General features: G+C 44.0%; 3 protein-coding genes and 1 tRNA gene. All 4 read left to right on the top strand.

The window, feature by feature from the left end; genetic code table 11:
- Positions 1-76 precede the first annotated feature (76 nt).
- The 4 genes from U9Q77_10040 (at position 77) to U9Q77_10025 (ending at position 4,323) form a co-directional block, all read left to right on the top strand.
- Positions 77-150, top strand: a tRNA-Ile gene (locus tag U9Q77_10040).
- A 259-nt stretch (positions 151-409) separates the two neighbouring features.
- The gene (locus U9Q77_10035; protein MEA3287696.1) at positions 410-1,714 is read left to right on the top strand and encodes an alkaline phosphatase; all 1,305 of its coding nucleotides are present in this window, start codon (positions 410-412) and stop codon (positions 1,712-1,714) included.
- 655 nt (positions 1,715-2,369) lie between these two features.
- The gene (locus U9Q77_10030; GenBank protein MEA3287695.1) at positions 2,370-3,197 is read left to right on the top strand and encodes a UDP-2,3-diacylglucosamine diphosphatase; all 828 of its coding nucleotides are present in this window, start codon (positions 2,370-2,372) and stop codon (positions 3,195-3,197) included.
- Positions 3,190-4,323 carry an MJ1255/VC2487 family glycosyltransferase gene (locus U9Q77_10025; GenBank protein ID MEA3287694.1) on the top strand — a complete coding sequence of 378 codons (1,134 nt, stop codon included), beginning with the start codon at positions 3,190-3,192 and terminating at the stop codon, positions 4,321-4,323. Before U9Q77_10030 ends, U9Q77_10025 begins: the two co-directional genes overlap by 8 nt.
- Positions 4,324-4,472: the final 149 nt, after the last annotated feature.

Raw genomic sequence — 4,472 nt, 5'->3', positions numbered from 1 at the left:
ACTATTTTATTTAGCTTTTGGTCAATTGGTGTATTCCAGATCCGTAATTCCAAATTGACAATTCGCAATTGAAATAGGGCCCATAGCTCAATTGGTTAGAGCGCCGGACTCATAATCCGTCGGTTCGGGGTTCAAGTCCCTGTGGGCCCACATTCTTAAGGTCAGAAACGCTGGCCTTTTTTTTGTTGCCTCTATAAGTAATACTGAGGTCAGGTAGTTTTTGCTATCTCAACATATAATGGTATAAACCCGGAATAGTGTGAAAAACCCAAGATGTCTGTCCAGCATTTCACAAAACACTCATCATATTCTAATCAAATCATAAAGGTTCACTCACTCCAATTCAATCTTTTCCTAACATTGTATTGATATGATGCCCGCATCCATGAATCAAAAGAAAAGGACTAGAATGATTCCACTAATTTTATTTTTACTACTTGCCTTCCAGGCCTGTAGTCACCACCCTCAGTCAACAATTCCAATGGATACCACCATCCGAACTGGTAACGTTGTCTTTATTCATCCTGATGGCACAGGCGCTAACACCTGGAGCGCACTCCGGGCTCTAAAGGTGGGTCCAGACAGTATGCTGAACTGGGATTACCTTGATCACATGGGAGTTTATCGTGGACACCAGCTCGATATTCTCGGAACCAGTTCAAATGCTGGCGCTACTGCTCATGCCTTTGGCGTAAAAGCAGAACGCGATGATTACGGCATAGATCCGGATCGACCTTTCAACGCTCTTTCAGGTCAACCCATGAGTATTATGCTAGAAGCCAAAGCAGCCGGCATGTCAGTTGCAGTGATCAATAGTGGTCATCTAAACGAACCCGGTACAGGTGTTTTTCTCGCCAGTGCTAAATACCGAAAATTAAATGATGAAATTAGTGAAAAGATTATCCACTCTGGTGCTGACATCATCCTCGGGGGTGGTGAGAAGTTTTTACTGCCTGAAGGAATTCAGGGCGTTTTCGGTGAGGGATATCGGAAGGATGGTAAAAACCTGATCGAGGAGGCTAGGGCACTTGGCTATACCATTGTTTACACAAAAGAAGAGCTCCAGGCTTTGCCTCCTTCAGTGGGTAAAGCTTTAGGTGTATTTGCTCACACCCATACATTTAACGATCGCAGTGAAGAAGATCTAGCAAAAATGAATGCCCCACTGTACAAACCAGAAGCTCCCACTCTGGCCGAGATGACCTCAGAAGTTTTACGAATTTTGTCATCACGACCCACACCATTTTTTCTAGTGGTTGAAGAGGAGGGCACCGATAACTTTGGAAATAAATTAAACGCCACAGGCGTGTTTGAGGCCCTTAGTCGTTCTGATGATGCGATTGGAGTCGTGTTAAATCATATCGATTCTCACCCAAATACACTGCTAGTCACAGCAGCGGATAGTGATGCTGGTGGTATGCAATTAGTTTACTTAAAAGAAAAAGATTATGGTCAAGTTCTTGCGGCAAACACGGGGAGTGGTTCTGCCCAGGATGGGATAGGTGGTTCTGAATCATTACCCTTCACCGCAAAACCGGATCAGTTTGGTACAACATTCGAATTCAGCATCCAATGGGCGTCAAGTTCTGATGTCTATGGTGGTGTTATTGCCAAAGCGCATGGACTCAATGCTCATCTCCTGCCAAATAATGTGGATAATACTGATATTTACAGAATTATGTATGCTACTTTATTTGGAAGGTGGTTGGACTAGAGAGTTTCTTCTTCAGAGATATCCAAAACGATCTTGACAATTTCACCAGCGTAAACGTTTATATGTTTCATGATTTCTAACAACTCTGTTATGGATTTCGATGGTCTTCAGACTCCCCTCGCGAGCAAGGTGTAAGCGCTCCAAGTGAGCAACCCGGTATTCTTCTTCCAGGTTTACATACTTTTCCTGTTTACACACCACCTTCTATGCCTTTAGGAGGTCCAGCTCTGAGTCAAGTGCCAGAGCAGGAGGCTCAATAGCTGATTCATCCACATGCCAAGTAGCAATGGTATTAAATTGGCCTGAGATAGCCGTATGCATTAGGAGTCAGCATCTCGCCGCAGTGTAAGTTCTTTTGCCACGAAGACACAAAGCCCCCAAGAACCCCTAAGAAAATTTGTGAAACTTGGTGTCTTAGTGACTTTGTGGCATTTAAAATATACTTTCAGATAACATGGACCGGTTTAATAAGATCTTTTTCACCTGGAATATCCGGCGGAATAGTGTGAAAAACCCAAGATGTCTGTCCAGCATTTCACAAAACACTCATCATTTTCAAATCAAATCATAAAGGTTCACTCACTCCATTTCAATCTTTTCCTAACATTGTTTTGATATGATGCAGCATCCATGAAACAAAAGAAAAGGACATGGAATGGACCAAACAAAAAAAGAAAAAGTCAAATCGATCTGGTTGTCAGATATCCATTTGGGAACCAGCTTCAGCAAAGCTGATGAGCTGCTGGATTTTCTGAATCACTATAAAAGTGAACAGATCATTCTAGTAGGAGACATTATCGACATCTGGGGTATGCGATCTGCATGGAATTGGGAGCCTAGCCATTCTCTTCTAATACAAAAATTGATCAAACTGAGTCAGAAAGGGGTCCGGATAATTTATATCCCAGGGAATCATGATGAACTCTTTAGGGATTATGTGGATCTGAAGTTCGGTGATATTGAGATCAAGGATAAAATCGAATATCTCACTCAAGATGGAAAACGCCTACTCGTTACTCATGGGGATGCCTATGACATCTTCATGCAGGACTCTTATCGCTGGCTGGCGCATATTGGGGATCGCGCTTTCCATGTTATCCAGTTCATCAGTCGACATAATCAGCGTCTCCGCAATTTGATGGGCCGAGACTATTGGTCACTGGCCGGTTACATGAAGCAACGCACAAAGAGTATCTCGCGAATCATCAAACGTTTTGAACAGGCATTGATTGGTGCAGCCCGAGCAAATGGGTATGACGGAGTGATTTGTGGTCACATTCACAAGGCTGAAATCAAAACCATTGAGGGTCTGACCTATATGAATTGTGGGGATTGGGTAGATTCATGTACAGCTCTGATTGAAGATCTCTCTGGTGAATTTCACACGATCCACTGGCACATGGAACGACAGGGGAGCAGGATGAAAAAAACGAGAAAAATGAAAAAGAAAGGATTGGTGGAATCTACCCATGTTGATGACTGATAATTTAAACATTCTTTACGGCGTGCAAGCCACAGGGAATGGACATATCACCCGCTCAAGAGAAGTCGTATCCGCCCTAAAACAGAGGGGACACCGTGTAAATGTTATTGTATCCGGACGTCCTGGCGATCAGTTGTGGGGCATGGAATCGTTTATGCCCTTTACGCTAATGGAGGGATTGACATTCCACACTCGTGCTGGCAAAGTGCAAAAACTCAGCACAATTTTGAATGCAAAACCTTTTAAAATGTACCGGGACATCAATCATTTCAATGCCCGTGATATTGATGTGGTAATCAGTGATTTCGAGCCAATCACCTCACGCATCGCTCGCAAACATGGAATTCCTTCCATAGGGATCGGGCATCAATATGCTTTTAACTACGACGTTCCTATGACCAACTCAAATCCAGTAGCTCGAGCATTAATACAGAAATTTGCACCTGTCGATCTAAGTATTGGTTTGCACTGGCACCATTACAATGAACCTATCCTTCCCCCCATCATTCCGAGTGTCTGGGACTGGCAGAAAGCAAAAGATCGGTCCATCCTGATCTATCTACCCTTTGAAGACCACTCTCTGCTCATCGCCAAGTTGAAAAAGCTACCTGACCTGGATTTTATAGTTTATTCAAATCAGATGCCTCTTGGACCAGGACCCGAAGCAAACATAACGGTTAAGCCACTTTCACGAGAGACATTTCCCAGGGATCTGAAAACGGTTGAAGGGGTCATCTGTAATGCTGGATTCGAGCTCCCCAGTGAGACTATCTCTCTGGGAAAGAAGCTTCTTGTCAAGCCTCTTCAGGGACAACCCGAGCAGGAGAGTAATGCCTATGCCCTGCAGGAACTTAATTATGGGAGTACATGTAGCGAGGTGACCCCTGAGGTGATCATGAACTGGTACTCACGGGCAAAACAGAAGCAGGTGGTCTTTCCCAATATTGTGTCTGAGCTGGTAGATTGGTTAGAGGATGGTCAATGGGATCGCGCTTCACTGGGTTTACTATCAGAGCGACTATGGGCAGGGATTATTCCTGAAGAAGGCAAACGAAGTGTGTTTAGGAGTAAGCCAGGGGACATGAATCAGCATGAAAAGAATGTCCAGATGGGATTAACCTATTGATCCATGCAAGAAAAATTATCATAAATGGTCACTTTCCAGTCAAGCCCCTGTCGCAAGTCCTATAATAACAACAATGAGCCACGGACTCATGGGTCTTCGTCTTACAGACTATGCCCGCACACGTACGTCTTCATCTTACAGACTACGCC

It is taken from the genome of Candidatus Neomarinimicrobiota bacterium (assembly GCA_034716895.1).
Lineage (GTDB): Bacteria > Fidelibacterota > UBA8477 > UBA8477 > JABMPR01 > JABMPR01.
The sequence above is the reverse complement of the archived record's forward strand: the minus strand, read 5'-3'. Positions and strand labels throughout refer to the sequence as shown.